Raw genomic sequence first — 19,048 nt, forward strand, 5'->3', positions numbered from 1 at the left:
GATCCCCGGATCCTGATGGCCAACAACGCCTTCACCCAGCTCACCGGCTACCGCATTAGTGAAATCAAAGGGCAGGGGGCCAACCTGCTCAAATCCGGCCGGCATGACAACGCCTTTTACAAGCGGATGTGGGATGAGGTGCTCCACAAGGGCTTCTGGAAGGGCGACATCTGGAACCTGGTACTCAGCGGTGAGATCAGATGCCATCACCTCAACATCTCCACGGTGCGCGACGAGAGCCTCGAGCCCCAGTACTACGTAGGCATGCTGCAGGCCGTGCACTTCATGGCTCAGCACGACATCCTAACCGGGTTGGCAAACCGCTCGATGCTGATGGAGCAGCTGGAGCGCCATCTCGCCCTAGCCAAGCGCCATGGCCGCGGTGTGGCCCTGCTCTACCTCGATCTCGACGGCTTCAAGTCTGTAAACGACCAGTTCGGCCACAAGGTGGGCGAACTGGTACTGAAGATGGGCTGGAAACTGGTGGAGGCCAGCCGAGCCCCCTGCCCCCTTCCTCGGTCTGGACAGGGCCATTGCGATTTCGGCCAGCGTCGGCGTCGCCCGCTTTCCGGAGCACGGCAACACAAGCGAGGAGCTGCTGGCAGCAGCGGATAACTCCATGTACACAGCTAAGCGGGCAAAAACCAATCCTGTGCAGCTGAGTCGTGCCTCCCAGCCTCAGGCACCCGCTAGCTCAGGCCTGCTCCAGACGCTTGACGATCAAAGCCATCAGGGCCAAGGAACCAGCAAGGGCAATCAACAAGGCGATGGTCATAGCTGACGCGTCTATTACTGCAACAATTATCGCCGCTGAAGGGTCAAAGCCATCCACCTTCTGATGTCATTTTTGCTGGTTGCTCCATCGGCACCTGGCAACCTCGAGCTCTGCGCCCAATGGCGCTCAGCCCGAGGTGCAGAAAAGGCGAGCATCGCCAACCGGCTTGGGGCAAGCAACGGTCTCACCAAGAACACAAAGCTGGCCGAGGCTCAGCCCAGCGACATCAACAGCCTTTATCGCATCCCCGACATCCAACGGCTCTGCCGCAACTCCTAAGCAACTCAGCACCAATCCATGACCCTGAAGCTCTATGGCGGCGCCCGCAGCCGCGCCTCCATGCCCCGCTGGTATCTAGAGGAGAAGGGGATTGCCTACGACTGGATTCAACTCGACATGGAGGCAGGCGAGCACAAGAGAGAAAACTTTTGTGCCATCAACCCCTTCGCCAAGGTGCCAGCGCTGGTGGATGAGACCCTGCGCGCACCAGGCGGCAAACCGCTGCAGCTGTTTGAAAGCGGCGCAATCCTGCTGCATCTGGCCGATCACCACGCCAACGAATTCACTGGCACGGCAGCTGAGGTGGCAGCCCAGCGGGCATTGGCAAACCAGTGGATCCTGTTTGCCAATGCCACCCTGGCCGTGGCGCTGTTTGTGCCTAGCAACCGGGAGCGGGAATTCCCGCAGCTGATGGGGGTGCTCGATGGGCTGCTGGCAGGCGGCCGCTCCCTGCTGGCAGGGCCCTGGGGCGATCCAGCCTGGAGCGTTGCCGACTGCGCCGTAAATGCCTACCTGGCCTATCTCCCGATCTTCTTCCCCCAGATCGACCTAACTCCCTACCCCAACGTGCAGGCCACGATTGCCGCCACCCAGGCCCGGCCGGCCTACCACCGCGGCATGGGCAGGGCTTGAACTCGGCACGAAGCGCTGCTGCAACAAGCGTCAGCTTTGACTGGCGGGGCCAGCGGCTGCAGCTGCTGGGAGCCAAGGCGGCATGGGATCCCCAGCGCCGAAATTTATTAGTGGCGGATTTGCATCTAGGCAAGGCGGAAACCTTCCAGGCCCATGGCATTCCCCTGCCCAGCGATGGCGACGGCGCGACCCTCAATGGGCTCCTGGAGTTGGCCCATCAGCTGGAGCCCCAGCAGGTGGTGGTACTGGGAGACCTGATCCACAGCCGCTTAGGGCTCACCGGCGAACTCCGCGCCAAGCTGACTGCCCTACCGGAGCTGCTGGGCTGCCCGCTGCGTCTGATCGGCGGCAACCATGAGCAGGGCAGCTGGATCGAGGGGCTGCCGCAGGAGCCCTCCCAAGCCCTAGGCCCCTGGTGGCTGAGCCACATTCCAGAGCCGCGGGCGGGCATGCTCAACCTCTGCGGCCACCTGCATCCAGTGGCAGTGGTGGGCCGGGGTACCGATCGGCTGCGGCTGCCATGCTTCAGCTATTGCGAAGCCAGTGAGCGCTTAGCCATGCCAGCCTTCGGGCTCTTGACGGGAGGCCATCCCTGCTCCCAACGTGATCGGATCTGGTTGGTGGCCGACGGCGCCGTCGTGGATTGGACGCAAGCACCCCCCAGCAGCAATCGGGCCGCCTGAGCCCCAGGCCCCGCCGCCCGTTGTGGCGATACAAGCGGATGCTCACGGTGGCTCTGCCGGCAGGCTTTCTCACCTTTTTGGTGGCCATTGCCCCACCGCTGCCCGGGTCCGGCCCCCGGGCCGGAGCACCCCTACTCACCCGCGCCGACGACCAACCGTTCCGCTACCAGCCGGACGACAGCACCTATGCCCTCGACTTCGATCCCCGTGCCGTGCAGATCGACCTGCTGGAGGGCTGGGATCGGGAACAGGAGGCCTACGCCGACAGCCAGGCCCTGGCCTTCTTTTCGGGGCCGATGTACGAGCGCCACGTCGATGCGGGCGGGCGGGAAATCACGGTGCCGCTGGGCGATCTCAAGCTGGGCGATCGCATCTGGCGCGGCCGCAACCGCACCGCTGCCCGCCAGCGGGCCTTTGTGGGCATCCGCCGCGATGGGGGCGTCGACTTCGGCTTCGGCGAGCTGACGGCCGATCGCGCCCAGCGCTACGACAGCTTCATCGGCGGGCTTCACAGCGTCTACAACGACCTGGAGCGGCCGCCGGCCAGCTATCGCGGTGCCTACAGCATTTCGATGGGCCAGCAGATCCGCTATTTCCTACCCAGGATCCGCATGGTGATCGGCCTGCGCCCCGACGGCCGGCTGGAGGTGCTGATGAGCCGCGATGGCCTCACCCTCGAGCAGACCCGCTCCCTGGCGCGGCAGCGCGGGCTGCGGGCCGCCTACCTGCCCGACCACGCCTCCAAGAGCCGTTTCATCATCCCCGGCAAAAAGGGCTTCAGCGCGGCTGACGCCAACTGGATCAGCGGTGGCGCCACCAGCTTTGTGCACGTGCCCTACCTGCTGCGGCTGAGCCGACGCAGCACCACCCTGCAGGGGTCGCTGCTGGCCAGCATGGCGGGGCGAACGGCGGCGGAGGGCTGCGGCAATCCCTTCCAGTGCGGCCAAACCCTCGGCGGGCAACTGGTGGACCGGGCCCTGGCCGGCTTCAACCGGCTAATGGAGCAGGGGGTGGAACCCATCGCCCAGCTGATCTGGGCCCCTCGTGGTCCCCGGGATCCCCTGCGGGCCAACGCCAAGGCCCCCCTGCGGGAGCCGCCGATCAGCGCGGACCCCCTGGCCCTGCGCCAGCGCCAGGAGCAAGCCGCCGACAGCCCGGCGATCACCGGGGTGGAGTTCGAGACCCTCGGCCTGCCATCCGACCTCTCCCAGCCCCTGGTACTGCCAGAAGGCGTAGAACTGCCTGAGGAGGGAGCCGCGGCCGCGGACGGGTACGCCTCGCCAGCGGATCCAGGAGCGCCAGGGGCCGCCGAACTGGAGGGCGCCGAACCGGCGGAAGCACCATTGGATTCGGCGGTCGGCCCCACGGGCCAGATCACCACAGGGGCTCCCCTGCCGGGAGCGCCGCCACCACCGGGCCTGCCAGTGCCAGAGCCCTGATCGGCTGATACCCCTGCTTCAGCCCGCTGCCGCCAGGGCTCGCACCACATCGCCCCTGGTGAGCACACCCACCGGGTGGCGCTCGCCATCCAGCACAAACAGACGTTGGGTGCTGCGCTCATGCAGCAGGCCAGCCGCCGCCGGCAAGGGCAGCTCGGCGCTGCAGCTGTGGGGGTGTTGGCCCATCACCTCGCCCACGGTGCTGCCGAGCACCTGGTGCACCTCCTTGTCCCAGTTGAGCGGATTGCGCAGGTAGATCACCGCATCGAGCAGCATCACGTAGGGGCCGGGCTGGAAGCCGCTTTCGCGCACCATCAGGTCTTGCTCGCTGAGCTCGCCCACCAGGGCGCCACTGCCATCCACCACCGGCAAACCGCTGATGTGGTGCTCGCTCATCAACTGCACGGCCTCCTGCAGGGGACTGTCCGCTATGACACTCAACACCGGTGCAGACATCACGGCGGAAACCAGCTGTTGCACCACGGGCCAAACAAGACGACTGGAGCCATTCTGGGGCCGAGCACGGCAGACACGATGGCGACGCAACGGATACGCCAACTGGCCGACGGCCTCACCGTGGCCCGGGCTGTGTTGGGACTACCGCTGATCGTTGCCCTGGCGGGGGGCCAACCAGCCCTGGCCTGGTGGCTGCTGCTACTGGGCGGCTTGAGCGACTGGGCCGATGGCGCCCTGGCACGCCGGGCCGGCGGCGGCTCGGTGTGGGGAGCCCGCCTCGATCCCCTCACCGACAAAATCCTGATCAGCGCGCCGCTGCTGTGGCTTGGAGCGGAGGGGATCCTGCCCCTGTGGGCGATCTGGCTGCTGCTGGCCAGGGAACTACTTATTTCTGGCTGGCGCGCCGCTGAAGCCAGCGGCGGCCCGGCCTCCTGGAGCGGCAAGCTCAAAACGATCCTGCAATTCGCCAGCCTGCTGCTGCTGCTCTGGCCCAACGGCTGGGGTTTCGGACTGGCGGCAGCATTCCAGACCGCTGGCTTCTGGCTGTTCTGGCCGTCGTTGCTGCTGGCGCTGAGCTCGGCCTGGGGCTACCTACGCAAGCCCTAAAGCAGTGAGCTCCTCGCTGCGCTGCCAGAGCCGCTGGCGCTGATCGGCATCGAGGGCCGCGGGGGCAATGCGCACCTCGGTGGGCCAGCCCCGCATGCCACCAAACTGATTTGGTCCGTAGTGGCCGCCTGGGGTGGCTTCGGGTGCGGTGGCGGCAAACAACTGGGGCAACGCTCCCATGGCCGCGCTCTGCAACAGCGGGCCCATCAGCCGGTAGGCCAGGGGTTCAATCCACGAGCCGTTGGCAGCAACTGAGGCCAGCTGAAGATTGGTGCGGGCAAAGCCCGGATGGGCCGCCAGCGACAACACGGCCTGGCCCTGATCGCGCAGCCGCTGCTGCAGCTCTAGGGCAAACATCACATTGGCGAGCTTGCTCTGTCCGTAGGCAGCCCAGCGGTCGTAGCGGCGCTCGCCCTGCAGATCGTCGAAAGCAATCCGGCCGAAATACTGGGCCCCTGAGGTCACGCTCACCACCCGGGCATTCGGGCGGTCTGATAGCAGCGGCAGCAGGGCCAGGGTGAGGGCGAAATGGCCCAGGTGGTTCACACCCAGCTGCATCTCGAAGCCGTCGGGGGTGAGCTGCCGCGGCAGGGCCATCAGGCCGGCGTTGTTGATCAGCAGATCCAATCGGCCGTAGCGATCGGCAAATTCCGCAGCTGCACGGCGAACGCAAGCCAAGCTGGCAAGATCAAGGTCCAGCAGCTCAAGGGCACCACCCCCGCTAGCGGCCGCTGCCTGTAATTCATCCTTGGCCAGCTCTGCCCGGGGCAGGCTGCGGCAGCCAAGCACCACGGTGGCGCCCTTGGCAACAAGCGCCCGAGCCGTTTCCAGGCCCAGGCCGCTGTTGGCGCCGGTGATCAGGACCAAGCGTCCGTCCTGATTGGGAATGGAGTCGGTAGTCCAGTTCATGGCAGGAGCCTATGGAAATAGGCCTCACACCTGCGGCAAGGGAGCTCAGCCGATCAAGGCCTCGTCTGCGGAGAAATCGGGGCTGGTGGGAGTCCGCAGGGCGTAGTCGTTGGTGTAGCTGTCGGCGATGGTGGCATCAAGGTCAAAGGCCGGCTCCCAGGCCAGTTCGCGCCGCACCCGGGTGGTGTCGGTGAGGAAGTGGGCCAGGCGCAGCGGGAAGGCCTTGCGGGCTTTTTTATCGAGAGCAGCGGGATCGAAGCTGCGGATTTCCACAGAAGCGAGCTCCTTGCCGGCCGCCCGGGCCGCTGCCTGCACCAAGCCTTGGAAGGTGACGCCCTGGCTGCCGGTGCAGTTGTAGATGCGATTGGCGGCGGCATCCACCTCGATGCAGCGAGCCATGGCGGCGGCTAGGTCTGCCACATGGCCCAGCTGGGTGATCGTGCTGCCATCACCGGGCAGGGGCACAGGCCGGCCATGCACGATTCGATCAAAAAACCAGCTCTCTACAGGGTTGTAGTTGCCCGGCCCCACGATGTAGGTGGGCCGAAAGCTGGTGAAGGCGATGCCCTCGCTGCGCAGCCAGTCTTCCGTTTCAGCCTTACCAGCGTGGCGGCTGGCGGGATCAACGGGGCTGTTTTCATCGAGGGGCCAAAGCTCGCTGTCGGCATAGACGCCGGCCGAGCTCACATACACAAAGCGATGGGCCGGAGGCCCGGTGCGATCGATCACAGCGCGGGAATCCTCAAGGCTGCGGCCCGAGCTATCGACGATCACATCAAAACTGCGACCCACCAGCGGCTCCAGCCCCCCAGCAGTGCTGCGGTCGCCGATCAGGTGCTCCACCCCAGCCGGCGCAGGCTTGTTGCCACGGGTAAACAGGGTGAGGGCATGGCCTTCAGCCTGCAGCCGCTCCACCAGCGGTTTGCCCACGAAGCGGGTGCCGCCCATCACCAGGATGTTCATGCTGCTGCCCACTGGAGGCGAAACTGGGGGCCATTCAAACCCCCGGCTAGCTGGCGGTTACTCCACCACCGTGATGCCCGTGTCGATCCGCTCGATCGGTGGCGCCGCCAGCGTCTGCTGCCAAAGGGACAAGATCGACCAGTAGCCCTGGGCCCTCGGCTTGGTCGCCACGCTGGAGTTCACCACGCCGCTGCGTATTTGGCCCACCAGCTCGGGCAGATCATCAATGCCGACGGCCTGCACACGACCCTGGGCCCCCAGGCTGGCGATGGCACGGCCGATGCCGATCGGCCCGCTGGCGTCGCTAGCCACCCAGCCCCGCAGCGCCGGATGGGCCTTCATCGTGGCTAGAGCCTGCTGCTCGGCGGTGGCGATGGAGTCTTGATCGCTGGGGGTGGCAACCACCTGGATGGCGGGAAAGCGGCGGAATACCTCCTGATGGCAGCGAAATCGAATCGCGTGGTTTGGCGCCGTGGGAACGCCCTGCATGATTGCCACCTCACCACGACCTGCCAGCAGCTTCACCAGGCGCTCAGAGGCAAGCTGGGCCTGCTTGCAGTAGTCGTTGCCAACGCTGGTGATCGGCAAGCCGGCCGGTGCTTCGGAATCGAAAATCGCCAGCTGAATCCCCTCAGCCCGAGCGCGGACAAGCAGGGGAGTTAGGCGGTTGGCATCGAGCAGATCGATGAAAATTCCATCGGCCTTGGAATTGATAGCCCGGCTGAGGATCACTTGTTGCTGCTCCACCGTGGCTTGGGCCGGGGGCTGGTAGTCCACGGTCACCGGCCGGCCGGTCTGGCTGGTAATCATGCGGGCCGCCGCCAAGGCTCCCAGTCGCACCTCCTCAAACCAGGGGTGACTGACCTTCGGAACCAGCACAAAACGCAGGGCCGTTTTGGCCGGTTCCGCCCTGACGGGCATCAACATTGCTCCTGCAGCGACGCCTAAGCAGGCGAAAACCCTGACGGCACTCCTGCCGATTCCGCCTGCAAAGGAGGCTTGTCGAACTCGGGCCATCGGGCGCACAGACGGAGCTTCTAATTTTGACTGCCAAGACGGCGCCGTAAACCACACTTTGGTTCTGGTTTGCCTCTTTTTGTGATGCGTCTGGCCAAGGCCTACACCGCCCAGCCCGCCACCATCACGTCGTGGCCCGCCGGCAGCCGCGGCTATCGCCACTTCTCCCTGCTGGGAGAGCGGGGCCAGGGCGCGGAACGGGCCGTGGAACTCCAGGCGGTGCTGGAGCGGGGCTTTCGGTTGGTGGTGCCGCTAAGTGAGCTGCGCAACCGGCAGCTCTGGCAGCCTGGCTGGCAGCAATTGCCTCCAGCAGCCATGCAGATAATTCCCGCCATCGACCTGCTCGATGGCCACTGCGTGCGGCTGCACCAGGGCGACTACGACCAGGTAACGCGCTTCTCCGACGACCCAGTGGCCCAGGCCCTCAGCTGGCAGCAACAGGGAGCCAGGCGGCTGCACCTAGTGGATCTAGATGGCGCCCGCAGCGGCCAACCGGTCAATGATGCGGCCGTGAAGGCGATCACCACTGCCCTCAGCATCCCCGTGCAGCTGGGGGGTGGGGTGCGCAGCGCCGAACGGGCCGAGGAGCTGCTGAGCTTCGGACTGGATCGGGTCATCCTCGGCACCGTGGCTCTTGAGCAACCCGAATTAGTCGATGAGCTGGCATCGCGCTATCCCGGCCGGATCGTGGTGGGCATTGACGCCAAAAACGGCAAGGTGGCCACCCGCGGCTGGATCGAAGAGAGCAGCACTGAAGCCACCGCCCTAGCCCAGCGCTTCTGCGCCAGCGGCATCGCCGCAATCATCAGCACTGACATCGCCACAGACGGCACCCTGGCTGGCCCCAACCTCGAAGCCCTGAGGGCGATGGCCGAGGCCAGCGCCGTGCCGGTGATCGCCTCCGGCGGCATCGGCAACCTGGAGCACCTGCTGTCGCTGCTGAGCCTGGCGCCCCTAGGGGTGGAGGGGGTGATCGTGGGCCGGGCCATCTACGACGGAAGGGTGGATCTAGCTGAAGCCCTGCAGGCCATCGATGAGGGCCGCCTGCAGGATCCAACCAGTGCCTCGATGATGGCCTGAATCTGCGCCCAGCTCACCTTGACCGACGCCTTGGGAACGCGCGCCGTGCTGGCGGTATTGGTGCCCTCCACCAACACGATGGTGGAACCGGATCTGGCCTCGCTTCAGCCCCCGGGGGTGACCAACCACACCTTCCGCTTCCCCTTCCCCGAGCTGCCCGCCAGCCCAGAGCGCCTTCTGGCCTTGATGGAGCCTGCCATCGCCATGGTAGGAGCCTGCGAACCGGATCACCTGGTGCTTGGTTATTCGCCGGAATACATGCCGCAGGCGGCGGCGGTAGCCCGCCATTTGAAAGCCAGCCTGGAGCAGGCCACAGGTGTGGCGGTCAGCACCGCCACCGAAGCGGTCAGCGCCGCCCTGAGAGCCCTAAACTGCAAAAGACTAGGCATCGTCAATCCCTTCCCCGAGCAGGCCAACGCTGCGGTGCTCAACCACTTTCAGAGCGAGGGCTTTGAGGTTCAGGCCATGGAGTGCCTGGCCTCCGCGCAAAAGGGCAAGGTGTTTTCGGCGAGAATCAGCGCCGAGCAGATCCGGGCAGCCTTTCGTGCGGTGGACCATAGCAGCGTGGATTGCCTGTTGCAGGTGGGCACCAACTTGGTGGCCACCTCCCTGGTGGAGCAGCTGGAACAGGAGCTGGGCAAGCCAGTGGTTGCAGTCAACACCGCCACTTACTGGTACGCCTTGCAAGAATTAAACATTCACCAGCTCGGCTCAGGCAACGGTCAGCTGATGCAGCTAGCGATGTAAGGCTGCCGCGATGGCAAAAGCGGATCGCTTGCGACCTGCCCTATAACAGATTGAGTCTGATTTGAGGCGTGTCGCGTGAACGCCGGCGCCCTTCCCCCAACCAATTCATCAACCTGCGTAGATGACGTCTACCAGCGTTGCCGCGACCTGGGCATGAGGCTCAGCCGCCAGCGCCGCATGGTGCTCGATTTGCTTTGGGTTGAGAAGAGCCATCTCAGCGCCCGCGACATTTTTGAAAAGCTCAACAACCTGGGCCGCAACATCGGCCACACGTCTGTTTATCAAAACCTCGAAGCCCTGCAGACCGCTGGCGTAATCGAATGCCTCGACCGGGCTAGCGGCCGGCTCTACGGCTATCGCAGCGATCCCCACAGCCACCTCACCTGCTCGCAATCAGGCGCTATCCAAGACCTAGACGTCGAGCTGCCGCGCGAGTTGCTCGACCAGATCGAGCGCCACACCGGCTTCGCCATCGAGACCTACACCCTGCATCTCACCGGCCGGCGCCGCAGCTGAATCCCTTCGCCCACCCAGGACTGGAGATTCCGCTCCAGCATCGGTACCTTTGGCGCATGCCATCGCCAAACCCATGAGTTCGCCAAACCCGTGAGTTCGCAGCTGCTGCTGTTTGCCGAACCGCTGCTGCGCGATGGCCTCACCCGCCTGCTCACGGCTCAGGCGGGGCTTTACAGCGTCGCTGAGCGACCAGAGCAGCTGCAAGGGCTGCCCCAACTGGTGATCTGGCAGGCCAGCAGCAGCGACCTCCAGGGCGGGCGCCTGGCCGAAGAATTGCTGCGCCTGCAGGAGCGCTGGCAGCCGGCCCCGCTGCTGCTGCTGCTGCCGCCGGCCCATGGCCTGGGCGGTGATGCCCTGCTGCAGCTGCCGGCGGCTGGAATCCTCGAATCGCCCGAACCCCAGGATTTGCTGGCGGCCCTCGCAACCCTGCTGAAGGGCGGGCGCGTACTGGCAGCAGCGGCAGGCAGCGGCTCCCACCGCCCAGCAGCCAGCCCGGCCCTCGGCCTGGGCCAGTGGCTGCTGATCAGCGGCCTGCAGCAGATCGACGCAGACCTAGCTGCCATCAAGCGCCTGCTGACGCCGCCGCCCACCAACCTGGTGCTGCTGCTGGTGCTGCAGGGCCGCCTGCGCGAACTCTCGACAGCCCGCGAGCTGCTGCTGCTGCTTTGGGGGCCGCTGAGTGTGGCCTGGGGCGCACCCGATCCCTGCCCCAGCAGCCCGGAGCCCGTGCTGGCGATCACCCTGCAGCAGCGCAGTGCCGATGGCATCTGGCGCGCCATTCGTCAGCGGCTCGAGGCCGGCAGTGGTGCCGAGCTCAGCAACCAAAGCGGCCAGCTGCTGGCCTTGGAGGGCCTCAGCCCCGAGCGGCGGCGCGACCTGCTGCTGGCCCTGCTGTGCCAACTAGACAGCCTGCGCCAGCGGCTACTTGCCGACCCCGCTCCCCTGCAGCAGCGCTGGGAGCAGTGGCAGCCCGAGCTGCGCCAGCAGGCCATGCGCAGCCTGGTTAATTCCTACGTGCAGCTGCCCTGCGAAGGCAGCCTGCTGCCGGTAGCCGACAGCCTGCTTCGCAGCAGCGATCTGACCGGCCGCGACCCGGAGCTTCCCGAGGCCCAGCCGATGCTGGCCTCCCTGGTGCGGGCCCAGCCCCTGCTGGTGGATGGCCAGCTGCTGGCCGCCGACGAACCGCGGGCCGTGCTCTATCTCGAACTACTAGTGAGCAACTGGCTGGTGCGCAGCGCCGAACTGGTGAGTGCCGAGCTGCTGGCCAGCTGCGCCGGCTGGCCCGAGTTGCGTCGCTACCTGCTCCAGCCCGAGCTGCTCGCCACCCGCAACCTGGAGCGGCTGCGCAACCAGCTCAATGCCCAACTGCGTTGGAGCAGCTGGGTGGAGCGGCCAATCAGCCTCTATGAAAGCCGTCGCCGGCTCTACTGCCTGCACGATGGTGCCATCCGCTGCCAGGAGCTCACCGAACCCCGCGACGCTGAACTGCGCCAACTGGGCTGGCTGCAGCAACTGGTGACCCTGGCGCTGGAAAGCCGCGATGCCCTGGCTCCCCAGGTGCAGGGCCTACTGCGAGGCCTCGGCGATCTGGTGGTGGTGCTGCTCACCAGGGTGCTGGGCCGGGCCATTGGCCTGGTGGGCCGGGGTATTGCCCAGGGCATGGGCCGGGGCATCGCCAAGGGCGTGGGCCGCAGCTGACGCCCCTTCACAATGGCTTTATTCGAGCTTGCAAGCCGGCATGGGGCGAAATAAAAACGGGCAACAGGGGATCGGGGCACGGGCCTCAACCCTTGAGCACCTCCTGCGACTCCTGCTCAGTTCCGCCCTGGGGCTGCTGCTGGCGGCGGGCCTGGTGGGCCTAGGTAGCCACCCAGCCCAGGCCTCGCTCACAAGCAACAGCTACGACGGCAACATCTACGCCCTCTACGCCGGCAACGGCTCCCTGGTGCCGCCCCGAAGCAGCCTTGCCAAAGCCCTGGCCGACCACCGCACCACCGTTGTCGTCTACTACCTCGACGACGACGCAGCCAGCAAGCAATTCTCGGCCGTGGTCTCGGAGCTGCAGCGGGTGTGGCTCAACAACATCGAGCTGATTCCGCTGGTTACGGATCCACTCCAAAACCGGCCCGACACCGGCCCCAGCGATCCGGCCCACTACTGGTCGGGCCTGATCCCCCAGGTGGTGGTGTTCAACAGCGAGGGGCAGGTTGTCTTCGATGAGCAGGGCGCCGTGAGCGTCGATGCCATTAATGCCGCCGTCAGCCAGGCCACCGGCATCCCCCTACCCGAGGGGGGCACCACCAGCACCACCGAGAGCTTCAACGAACTCAATTCCGAGGTGGTGAGCCGCTGATGGGCCGCCTTGAAAGCGACAGCATGGGCGCCATCGAGGTGCCCGAGCAGCACTACTGGGGCGCCCAGACCCAGCGCTCAATCGAATATTTCCCCTTCGGCCAGGCCATGCCCCTGGCGGTGCTGCACGCCTTCGGAGCGCTCAAGGCAGCCTGCGCCGAGGTGAATATGGCCAAGGGCAAGCTCACTCCCGAGCTGGCCGCCCTAATCGTGGCGGCTGCCGAGGAGGTGGCCTCCGGCCGCCTCGACGCTGAATTCCCGCTCAAGGTGTGGCAGACGGGCTCCGGCACCCAAACCAACATGAACGTCAACGAGGTGATCGCCAATCGGGCGATCGAAGCCGCCGGTGGGGTGCTGGGCAGCAAGAGCCCGGTGCACCCCAACGACCATGTGAACCTCAGCCAATCCAGCAACGACACCTTCCCCGCGGCCCTGCATGTAGCCGTGGCGATTGAGCTGGAGCGCACTCTGTTGCCCGCCGTGGAGGCGCTGCGCGCCGCTCTGGCCGCAAAGGCCGAGGCCTTTGCCGCGATCATCAAGATCGGCCGCACCCACCTGCAGGATGCGGTGCCCCTGAGCCTGGGCCAGGAATTCAGTGGCTACGGAGCCCAACTGGATCTAGCCCTGGAAACCATCCGCGCCAGCCTGCCCCAGGTGCGCCAGCTGGCCATCGGCGGCACGGCTGTAGGCACCGGGCTGAATGCCCCCAGCGGCTTCGGCGAAGCGGTGGCGGCGCGACTGGCCGAGCGCCTCGGCCTGCCCTTCAGCAGCGCGCCCAATAAGTTTCAGGCCCTGGCCGGCCATGAGCCCCTGGCCGCGGCCCACGGGGCCCTAACGGTGCTGGCCGGCTCACTGCTGAAGATCGCCAACGACATCCGCTGGCTGGCCAGTGGCCCCCGCTGCGGCCTGGGGGAGCTGGTGATTCCGGAAAACGAACCTGGTAGTTCAATCATGCCGGGCAAGGTGAATCCCACCCAGGCCGAGAGCCTGACCATGGTGGCCGTGCAGGTGATGGGCAACAACACCGCGGTGCAGCTGGCCGCCAGCCAGGGCAATTTCGAGCTGAATGTGTTCAAACCAGTGATCGCCCACAACGTGCTCGAAAGCATCGAGCTGCTCGCTGGCGGCTGCACCAGCTTCCGCCAGCATTGCGTCGAGGGGCTCAGGGCCAATGAAAGCCGCATCGAAACCCTGCTGGATCAGAGCCTGATGCTGGTAACGGCCCTCACCCCGGCGATCGGCTACGACCGGGCCTGCGCCATCGCCAAGCACGCCCACAACCACCAGCTCAGCCTCAAGGAGGCCGCCCTGGTGCTCGGTGAGATCAGCGCTGAAGAATTCGATCGCTGGGTGCAGCCCCAGCAGATGGTCTGAAGCTGCCAAAACCAATAAACCTGCCAGCATTAAGCAAGAGGGTTCTGCCCTTCACGGACCAAGCTGAGAGATGAGGCCATGCCCCAACTTTTAAGCGACAGCGCCTTTGCTGACGCCGGCATCCCAATGGCCTTTGTTGTTCCCAGCGCCGAGCGGGGTGGTCTGGGCGAGATCCAGTCAGCCAATGGGGCCATGGCCTTTTTTACCGGCCGCTCGATGGAGGACCTGACGGGGCTGGCGTTTGCAGAGCTTGTGCACCGCGACGATGTCGCCCTCGGGGAAGACCAGCTCGCCAGACTCAGCAGTGGCCAGGTAGAGAGCTGCAGCTTTGAGAAACGCTTTGAGCACGCCGATGGCCATCGCACCTGGGGACTAGTAACGGTGGCCGAAGGCCACGACACTGGTGGCAGCCGCCAGGGGACCTGGGTGGTGCAGGTGCATGACATCTCCGAGCGCAAGCATTTCGTCGGCCAGCTGGAATACTTCGCCGACCACGATCCCCTCACCTCCCTCTTCAACCAGCGGCGCTTTCGCATCGACGTTGACAGCCAGCTCGCCTACGGCCGCCGCCACGGCTGTGGTGGGGCGGTGTTAATGCTCGACCTCGACAACTTCAAGGAGGTCAACGACCAGTACGGCCATGCCGCCGGAGATGCCCTGATCATTGCGGTGGCCACAGCCCTGAGCGGCAATTCCCGGGAAACCGATGAGGTTTCCCGCCTGGGAGGTGATGAATTCGCCGTGTTACTGCCTGAATCAGACCTAGCCGAGGCCGAAAGCCACGCTGAAAAGCTGCTGCGCGCCATCGCTGCGGTGGTAGTGGAAGGAGCCGGCCAAGGCATCACCGTGGCCGCCAGTTGCGGCGTGGCCGGCTTCACAACCGATGACGGCCAGTGCGCCGACGACCTGCTGATCAACGCCGACCTGGCGCTGTATCAGGCCAAGGAATCCGGCCGGGGCTGCGTCAAGGTGTATCACACCGACAGCGGCCTGCACGAAAAGGTGACTGCTCGTTTGATGTGGTCAGAGCAGATCCGAGAAGCCCTTGATCATGACGGTTTTGTGCTTCACGCCAAGCCGGTGATCGAGTTGCAAACCGATGCGATTGCCTTCTACGAGTTGGCAATCCGATTGCGGTCCCCAGGTGGGATTTTGATTCCGGCGGCGGTGTTTCTCTACATAGCCGAGCGCTTCGGCATGGCCACAGATATAGATGAATGGGTTACCGCGCAGGCCATCAACCTGCTTGAGCATACGAAGACCAAGCCGCCCCTCGCCCTGGGGATAAATATCAGTAGCGCCTCGCTGCAGGGGGATCGTTTCCTGCGATTTCTGCAGTCCCACTTAGCAGCCACCAGCTTTCCCCCTGAGCTGCTGATCTTCGAGCTCACGGAGGCTGTGGCGATGGCCAACTTGCAACGGGCCCGGCAGTTTGGTCAGGGCCTGGCCAAACTCGGCTGCCGGCTGGCGCTCGACGCCTTCGGCAGCTTCTACTACCTGAAGCACCTACCCGTAGACCTGCTCAAAATCGCTGGCGAATACGTCCGCGGCCTTGGCACGGCAAACGATCCCGCCGACCACCTGATCATCGAGGCGGTGGTGAAACTGGCCAAGGGACTTGGCACCCTGGTGGTGGCGGAGTTTGTTGGCGACCGAGAAACCCGCCAGGAACTGCTTGCTATGGGGGTAACCCTGGGCCAAGGAGCCTTCCTGGGGCCATCGCGCGACGTTCACGACATCCCAGCCCTCCAGCCTTAGGACCGCCAGCAGGACCCTCGAATGGTCACATCCCCTACCGAAGCCGGGGCCACCGGCCTGGTGGGATAGGGACCATGGCCCAACCCAACCCACCCCTGCTAGAGCGCGATGCGCTTGCCAGCCTCAACCAGCTGCGTGATGGCCCCGCAGCCGTGCGCCTAGCCAGTCACCTGTTTATGACTTTTGCCGGCGGCCTGGTGTGGGCCCAGCAACCCTGGCCCCTGGTTCTGAGGCTTGCGGTCAACCTGGCGAGGCCCTAGATGCCTTCAATGCCGACTCGGCCCTGCGCCGGCGCCAATGGCAGCGCGAACGCGGCGACATCAGCGACACTGAGCGCCGCGCTTGCCTGGATTGTTGAGCCAGGCAAGCGACCGGCGAAAATAGGCTCAAACTTTTGACTGCTACTCGCAGCACTGCGCCGATGCCCCTGATAGCAATCAACGTCCTGCTGGAACCAGATGCTGCCACGGTTGAGAAAGCAAAGGCGATAAACGCTCGGCTGCGAGAAAACTACCCAGCCAGTTTTCCCCTAAATGCCAACCATGCTCCTCACATCACCCTTCTCCAGTTATATATAAAAACTGCAGACCTGGGCCTAGTAGCAGCTGCCGTGGCCAACGTGCTGCGTACAGAGCCCCCGATCAATATTGAAGGCAAAGCAACTGGCTACTTTGCATTAGCCAGCGAGAATCTAAAATTAGTGGGATTCAACATCGAGGCGACTCTCGAGCAGCTCCGACTCCAGCAAAAAATCATCGCTGCCATCGCGCCATTTGCCGTAAAACACGGCACAAATGATGCCTTTGCACCTCGCCTTGACGGCGGCGCAATCAGCCAAGCGACTATTGACTACGTGAACAACTTCAGCGATACGCGAACTGGCCCGAACTACCAGCCCCATCTGACCCTGGGCATTGGCACAAGTGATTTTGTTGAAGCTTTAGTAGCAGAGCCCTTTGAGACCTTTAGCTTCCAAACAGCCTCCGTGAGCCTTTACCAAATAGGCGATTTCGGTGTGGCCCAAAAAAAGCTGTACAACTTCTCTCGCCAAGTAGATCCGCTGCCCTCCTGGAATGAAGGGCATGTCAAACGAGCCATTGTTGCATTCATCGCCAAAGTCACAAATAAAGACTCACCCGCATACCTGCCTTCAGCCGAACGTATTGCTGTGCATGACAATGACGGCACGCTCTGGCCGGAAAATCCGCTGCCTTTTCAGGCAGCTTTTGCCATCGACGAACTGAAGCTGCGCATCCTCACCGAACCGAGCCTCACCTCAAACCCCATGGTGCAAGCTGCCTTGGACGGCGATCTTGCAAAACTCCTCGAAGGCAAACACTTCGATGGCCTGATGCAGATCCTGGCGATCACCCATGCAGGCATGACGGTAGAAGAATTTCGAGATGCCGTGCATGCATGGTTTACATCGGCCAACCATCCGCGCTATGGCAGGGCCTATGGCGAGCTCACCTACCAACCCATGCAGGAGCTGCTTCGCTATCTAAGCGATAACGGCTTTAAGAACTTCATTGTTTCAGGTGGCGGCGCCGACTTTATGCGGGCCTGGGTGGAACAGGTTTATGGCATACCACCAGAGCAAGTTGTTGGCTCAACATCGCGAGCCGTATTCGAACTGCGGGACGGCAAACCAGTAATCACCAAAACCCTCGATTACTTGTTCGTAAATGATAAGGCTGGCAAGCCAGTTGGCATCCATCAGTTTATCGGTCGCAGACCTGTGATTTGCTGTGGCAACAGCGATGGCGATTTAGCAATGTTGCAGTACACCACGATCAACAATCCTCGACCGAGTTTAGGGCTGATCGTCCATCACACCGACGCTGAACGTGAGTATGCCTACGACGCCAAGACGAACAGCAGCGGCAAGCTTGTAGAAGCCCTAAAGGAGGCGCCCCAGCAGGGCTGGCTAGTTGTGGATATGAAGCAGGATTGGAACGTCGTCTTCCAGCCCCAGTAAAAGAAACTGGCCGCGCTATAGCAAATTTGCAGCCAGCTCGGCCAGTTCACTGCGCTCACCCCGCAGCAGGGTCACGTGGCCGGCGAGCCGCTGGCCCTTGAAGCGCTCCACCAGCCAAGTGAGGCCGTTGCTTTCAGCATCCACATAGGGATTGTCGATCTGGTAGGGATCCCCGGTGAGCACAATTTTGGTGCCCTCGCCCACCCGAGTCACGATCGTCTTCACCTCATGGGGGGTGAGGTTCTGGGCCTCGTCCACCACCATGAATTGGCGCGGAATTGAACGACCGCGGATATAGCTGATCGCCTCCACCTCGAGCAGGCCCATGCCCTTGAGGTCGGTCCAATTGCTGCGCGGCCCGCGGTGACTGCCAGCAGCCCGAGCAGCACCCCGCCCCTCCTCCTCACTGCCGCCGAGCAGAAAGTCGAGGTTGTCGATAATTGGTTGCATCCAGGGACCCATTTTTTCGTCCAGATCGCCTGGCAGAAAGCCGATCTCCTTGCCGAGGGAAATCACCGGGCGGGTCACCAGCAGGCGCTCGTAGAGCCGCTCATCGGCCACCTGGTGCAGCCCAGCGGCCAGGGCGAGCAGGGTTTTACCGGTGCCGGCCTTGCCCACCAGGGTGATCAGCTGGATGCTGGGATCCAGCAGCAGATCAAGGGCAAATGTCTGCTCCCGGTTGCGGGGCTGGATGCGGCCGAGCTTGGCCTTGGGCGCTCGCTGCAGCGGCTGCAGGCTGGCGGTGGCGGCGTTGTAGCGAGCCAGCAGGGTGTGGGCCGGCTGGGCCCGATCGATCAGGGTCACACCCTCATTGGCCTGCAGCGGCGCCTCCAGCACCAGGCCCTCCACCACCAGACCTGGCGGCAGCTTGACCCGATCCATCTGCTCCGCATCCACCCACACCTCACAGAAGCCGGGGTATAGGTCGCCGATGTCAACCCGATCGCTGGTGTAGTCCTGGGCGATCAAGCCCACCGCATCAGCCTTGATGCGCAGGTTTGTGTCCTTGGTAACGAGCACCACCGGCGGCTGGCTACCCAGCACCGCCTGCAGGCGCTGCTCCTCAAGGGCCACCGCCAGGATGTTGTTGTCGCCGCTGCCGCCCTTGAGCTCGGGCGGCAGCTGGCTGAGGGTTTCGGCCCGGCAAAACACCACCTTGAGCGTGCCGCCCTGTTCGCCATTGGGCACCCCATCGGCCAAGTTGCCATGGGCGCGCAGAGCGTCCAGCAGCCGCGATACCTGGCGGGCATTGCGTCCCTTTTCAGCTGGATCCCGCTTGAAGCGGTCGATCTCCTCGACCACCTCGATCGGGATCAGGATGTTGTTGTCTTCAAAGCGGGTCAGGGCTGCCGGATCGTGCAGCAGCACGTTTGTGTCGAGCACGAAGGTCTTGCGCATGCCGATCACCAATTCCGTGATGGCGCGAAATTAAGACCACTAGGCCATTTACGCTCCGTCGATTCGTGCCTCGTCGCAATTGGCG

General features: G+C 64.3%; 21 protein-coding genes and 1 pseudogene. 17 read left to right on the forward strand and 5 right to left on the reverse strand.

Annotation, left to right across the window (positions count from 1 at the left end; genetic code table 11):
• The 6 genes from KBY85_RS11030 to KBY85_RS11055 form a co-directional block, all read left to right on the forward strand.
• Positions 1-615 (forward strand): PAS domain-containing protein (locus tag KBY85_RS11030; protein ID WP_254961562.1); only part of this gene is annotated, 615 nt, incomplete at its 5' end.
• Positions 539-781: a GGDEF domain-containing protein gene (locus tag KBY85_RS16085; RefSeq protein WP_396121848.1), complete on the forward strand. Its 243-nt coding sequence runs from the start codon at positions 539-541 to the stop codon at positions 779-781. The genes KBY85_RS11030 and KBY85_RS16085, both read left to right, overlap by 77 nt.
• Positions 782-838: 57 nt before the next feature.
• Positions 839-1,054, forward strand: coding sequence for a hypothetical protein (locus KBY85_RS11040; protein WP_254961564.1), 216 nt, complete (start codon positions 839-841; stop codon positions 1,052-1,054).
• An 18-nt stretch (positions 1,055-1,072) separates the two neighbouring features.
• Positions 1,073-1,687 carry a glutathione S-transferase family protein gene (locus tag KBY85_RS11045; RefSeq protein WP_254961565.1) on the forward strand — a complete coding sequence of 205 codons (615 nt, stop codon included), beginning with the start codon at positions 1,073-1,075 and terminating at the stop codon, positions 1,685-1,687.
• The gene (gene pdeM, locus KBY85_RS11050) at positions 1,684-2,370 is read left to right on the forward strand and encodes a ligase-associated DNA damage response endonuclease PdeM (protein WP_254961566.1); all 687 of its coding nucleotides are present in this window, start codon (positions 1,684-1,686) and stop codon (positions 2,368-2,370) included. Before KBY85_RS11045 ends, pdeM begins: the two co-directional genes overlap by 4 nt.
• Positions 2,371-2,408: 38 nt before the next feature.
• A complete protein-coding gene (locus KBY85_RS11055) occupies positions 2,409-3,809 on the forward strand; it encodes a hypothetical protein (protein ID WP_254961595.1) in 1,401 nt (466 codons plus the stop codon).
• A gap of 18 nt (positions 3,810-3,827) precedes the next feature.
• Here the strand turns inward: KBY85_RS11055 and KBY85_RS11060 are convergent, their stop codons facing one another.
• Positions 3,828-4,265: a CBS domain-containing protein gene (locus KBY85_RS11060; RefSeq protein WP_254961596.1), complete on the reverse strand. Its 438-nt coding sequence runs from the start codon at positions 4,263-4,265 to the stop codon at positions 3,828-3,830.
• 78 nt (positions 4,266-4,343) lie between these two features.
• Between KBY85_RS11060 and KBY85_RS11065 the strand changes: the two genes are divergently transcribed.
• On the forward strand, positions 4,344-4,871 hold the full coding sequence (locus KBY85_RS11065) for a CDP-alcohol phosphatidyltransferase family protein (RefSeq protein ID WP_254929574.1): 528 nt from the start codon (positions 4,344-4,346) through the stop codon (positions 4,869-4,871).
• Here the strand turns inward: KBY85_RS11065 and KBY85_RS11070 are convergent.
• The 3 genes from KBY85_RS11070 to KBY85_RS11080 are packed head-to-tail and all read right to left on the reverse strand — an operon-like array spanning position 4,857 to position 7,664.
• Positions 4,857-5,780, reverse strand: a complete 924-nt coding sequence (locus tag KBY85_RS11070) for an oxidoreductase (protein ID WP_254961568.1) — start codon at positions 5,778-5,780, stop codon at positions 4,857-4,859. The genes KBY85_RS11065 and KBY85_RS11070 overlap by 15 nt on opposite strands.
• Positions 5,781-5,825: 45 nt before the next feature.
• The gene (locus KBY85_RS11075; RefSeq protein ID WP_254961597.1) at positions 5,826-6,743 is read right to left on the reverse strand and encodes an NAD-dependent epimerase/dehydratase family protein; all 918 of its coding nucleotides are present in this window, start codon (positions 6,741-6,743) and stop codon (positions 5,826-5,828) included.
• A 57-nt stretch (positions 6,744-6,800) separates the two neighbouring features.
• Positions 6,801-7,664 carry a substrate-binding domain-containing protein gene (locus tag KBY85_RS11080; RefSeq protein ID WP_254961569.1) on the reverse strand — a complete coding sequence of 288 codons (864 nt, stop codon included), beginning with the start codon at positions 7,662-7,664 and terminating at the stop codon, positions 6,801-6,803.
• Positions 7,665-7,844: 180 nt separating this feature from the next.
• Between KBY85_RS11080 and KBY85_RS11085 the strand changes: the two are divergent.
• The 10 genes and pseudogenes from KBY85_RS11085 to KBY85_RS11130 form a co-directional block, all read left to right on the forward strand.
• Positions 7,845-8,045: pseudogene (locus tag KBY85_RS11085) on the forward strand (TIGR02450 family Trp-rich protein); the annotation flags it as partial.
• A gap of 30 nt (positions 8,046-8,075) precedes the next feature.
• On the forward strand, positions 8,076-8,840 hold the full coding sequence (gene hisA / locus KBY85_RS11090; protein ID WP_254961598.1) for a 1-(5-phosphoribosyl)-5-[(5-phosphoribosylamino)methylideneamino]imidazole-4-carboxamide isomerase: 765 nt from the start codon (positions 8,076-8,078) through the stop codon (positions 8,838-8,840).
• A gap of 30 nt (positions 8,841-8,870) precedes the next feature.
• Positions 8,871-9,587: a hypothetical protein gene (locus KBY85_RS11095; RefSeq protein WP_254961570.1), complete on the forward strand. Its 717-nt coding sequence runs from the start codon at positions 8,871-8,873 to the stop codon at positions 9,585-9,587.
• A 153-nt stretch (positions 9,588-9,740) separates the two neighbouring features.
• Positions 9,741-10,103 carry a Fur family transcriptional regulator gene (locus KBY85_RS11100; protein ID WP_254929581.1) on the forward strand — a complete coding sequence of 121 codons (363 nt, stop codon included), beginning with the start codon at positions 9,741-9,743 and terminating at the stop codon, positions 10,101-10,103.
• Between the two features lie 90 nt (positions 10,104-10,193).
• Positions 10,194-11,801 carry a DUF3685 domain-containing protein gene (locus KBY85_RS11105; protein WP_254961571.1) on the forward strand — a complete coding sequence of 536 codons (1,608 nt, stop codon included), beginning with the start codon at positions 10,194-10,196 and terminating at the stop codon, positions 11,799-11,801.
• A 40-nt stretch (positions 11,802-11,841) separates the two neighbouring features.
• A complete protein-coding gene (locus KBY85_RS11110; protein WP_254961572.1) occupies positions 11,842-12,456 on the forward strand; it encodes a thylakoid membrane photosystem I accumulation factor in 615 nt (204 codons plus the stop codon).
• Complete coding sequence (gene fumC / locus KBY85_RS11115) at positions 12,456-13,829, forward strand: class II fumarate hydratase (protein WP_254961573.1); 1,374 nt, start codon at positions 12,456-12,458, stop codon at positions 13,827-13,829. The genes KBY85_RS11110 and fumC overlap by 1 nt, the downstream gene beginning before the upstream one ends.
• Before the next feature lie 78 nt (positions 13,830-13,907).
• Positions 13,908-15,587: a bifunctional diguanylate cyclase/phosphodiesterase gene (locus KBY85_RS11120; protein WP_254961574.1), complete on the forward strand. Its 1,680-nt coding sequence runs from the start codon at positions 13,908-13,910 to the stop codon at positions 15,585-15,587.
• A 74-nt stretch (positions 15,588-15,661) separates the two neighbouring features.
• Positions 15,662-15,847 carry a hypothetical protein gene (locus tag KBY85_RS11125; RefSeq protein WP_254961575.1) on the forward strand — a complete coding sequence of 62 codons (186 nt, stop codon included), beginning with the start codon at positions 15,662-15,664 and terminating at the stop codon, positions 15,845-15,847.
• A 161-nt stretch (positions 15,848-16,008) separates the two neighbouring features.
• On the forward strand, positions 16,009-17,565 hold the full coding sequence (locus KBY85_RS11130; protein WP_254961576.1) for an HAD family phosphatase: 1,557 nt from the start codon (positions 16,009-16,011) through the stop codon (positions 17,563-17,565).
• 15 nt (positions 17,566-17,580) lie between these two features.
• Here KBY85_RS11130 and KBY85_RS11135 read toward each other — a convergent pair whose 3' ends face one another.
• A complete protein-coding gene (locus tag KBY85_RS11135; RefSeq protein ID WP_254961577.1) occupies positions 17,581-18,963 on the reverse strand; it encodes a PhoH family protein in 1,383 nt (460 codons plus the stop codon).
• Positions 18,964-19,048: the final 85 nt, after the last annotated feature.

It is taken from the genome of Cyanobium sp. BA5m-10 (genome assembly GCF_024346255.1).
Taxonomy (GTDB): domain Bacteria; phylum Cyanobacteriota; class Cyanobacteriia; order PCC-6307; family Cyanobiaceae; genus Cyanobium_A; species Cyanobium_A usitatum.

What these genes read in the sequence shown, in the direction of transcription:
- KBY85_RS11040 (WP_254961564.1), top strand. Translation starts at nt 839, where the DNA reads ATGTCATTTTTGCTGGTTGCTCCATCGGCACCTGGCAACCTCGAGCTC.
- KBY85_RS11045 (WP_254961565.1), top strand. Translation starts at nt 1,073, where the DNA reads ATGACCCTGAAGCTCTATGGCGGCGCCCGCAGCCGCGCCTCCATGCCC.
- KBY85_RS11055 (WP_254961595.1), top strand. Translation starts at nt 2,409, where the DNA reads ATGCTCACGGTGGCTCTGCCGGCAGGCTTTCTCACCTTTTTGGTGGCC.
- KBY85_RS11060 (WP_254961596.1), bottom strand. Translation starts at nt 4,265, where the DNA reads ATGTCTGCACCGGTGTTGAGTGTCATAGCGGACAGTCCCCTGCAGGAG.
- KBY85_RS11065 (WP_254929574.1), top strand. Translation starts at nt 4,344, where the DNA reads ATGGCGACGCAACGGATACGCCAACTGGCCGACGGCCTCACCGTGGCC.
- KBY85_RS11070 (WP_254961568.1), bottom strand. Translation starts at nt 5,780, where the DNA reads ATGAACTGGACTACCGACTCCATTCCCAATCAGGACGGACGCTTGGTC.
- KBY85_RS11075 (WP_254961597.1), bottom strand. Translation starts at nt 6,743, where the DNA reads ATGAACATCCTGGTGATGGGCGGCACCCGCTTCGTGGGCAAACCGCTG.
- KBY85_RS11080 (WP_254961569.1), bottom strand. Translation starts at nt 7,664, where the DNA reads ATGCCCGTCAGGGCGGAACCGGCCAAAACGGCCCTGCGTTTTGTGCTG.
- hisA (WP_254961598.1), top strand. Translation starts at nt 8,076, where the DNA reads ATGCAGATAATTCCCGCCATCGACCTGCTCGATGGCCACTGCGTGCGG.
- KBY85_RS11100 (WP_254929581.1), top strand. Translation starts at nt 9,741, where the DNA reads ATGAGGCTCAGCCGCCAGCGCCGCATGGTGCTCGATTTGCTTTGGGTT.
- KBY85_RS11110 (WP_254961572.1), top strand. Translation starts at nt 11,842, where the DNA reads ATGGGGCGAAATAAAAACGGGCAACAGGGGATCGGGGCACGGGCCTCA.
- fumC (WP_254961573.1), top strand. Translation starts at nt 12,456, where the DNA reads ATGGGCCGCCTTGAAAGCGACAGCATGGGCGCCATCGAGGTGCCCGAG.
- KBY85_RS11120 (WP_254961574.1), top strand. Translation starts at nt 13,908, where the DNA reads ATGCCCCAACTTTTAAGCGACAGCGCCTTTGCTGACGCCGGCATCCCA.
- KBY85_RS11125 (WP_254961575.1), top strand. Translation starts at nt 15,662, where the DNA reads ATGGCCCAACCCAACCCACCCCTGCTAGAGCGCGATGCGCTTGCCAGC.
- KBY85_RS11130 (WP_254961576.1), top strand. Translation starts at nt 16,009, where the DNA reads ATGCCCCTGATAGCAATCAACGTCCTGCTGGAACCAGATGCTGCCACG.
- KBY85_RS11135 (WP_254961577.1), bottom strand. Translation starts at nt 18,963, where the DNA reads ATGCGCAAGACCTTCGTGCTCGACACAAACGTGCTGCTGCACGATCCG.